We start from the raw sequence: 392 nt of genomic DNA, 5'->3' as shown, positions 1-392 counted from the left end.
AAGGCATCTCTTTTAGGCTTCCTCCCTTGAGTAAGCCAGATAAAAGCAATATCTCTTTCGCATAAATCTACAATACGATCAATAGAACGAATTCCTCGCATATTTGCATAAGTAATAACTGCATACATCATGATTGGATTGTACCCTGTTCTTCCCTTATCCGAACAATTGGCTAATAGTCCGGAAAAATCTAAATCCTCCATAACTTTTTTTAGGGTATAGACTGGATCGTCATCAGGCAAACTCAATTCATAGAAGCTAAAGTTGATTTTCTGTTGACCTATTTCAAAAAAGTCGTTATAATAATTAACTGTGAGCATAGTTACATTATAACATGTAACGGAGAAAGATGGTTATCGTTAGCCATCTTTTTTTATGTAAAAACTTAAGGA

The 392-nt window shown here is 34.2% G+C and carries 1 protein-coding gene; it reads right to left on the bottom strand.

Features of this window, described 5'->3' with window-relative positions; translation table 11 throughout:
- The coding region (locus SBH76_RS13535; RefSeq protein WP_317978168.1) for a transposase at positions 1 to 320 on the bottom strand (320 nt) is incomplete at its 3' end.
- Between the last annotated feature and the right edge of the window lie 72 nt (positions 321 to 392).

Origin of the sequence: Lachnoanaerobaculum sanguinis (assembly GCF_033242365.1) — a bacterium.
Taxonomy (GTDB): domain Bacteria; phylum Bacillota; class Clostridia; order Lachnospirales; family Lachnospiraceae; genus Lachnoanaerobaculum; species Lachnoanaerobaculum sanguinis.
This window is presented reverse-complemented; position numbering and strand designations above follow the sequence as displayed.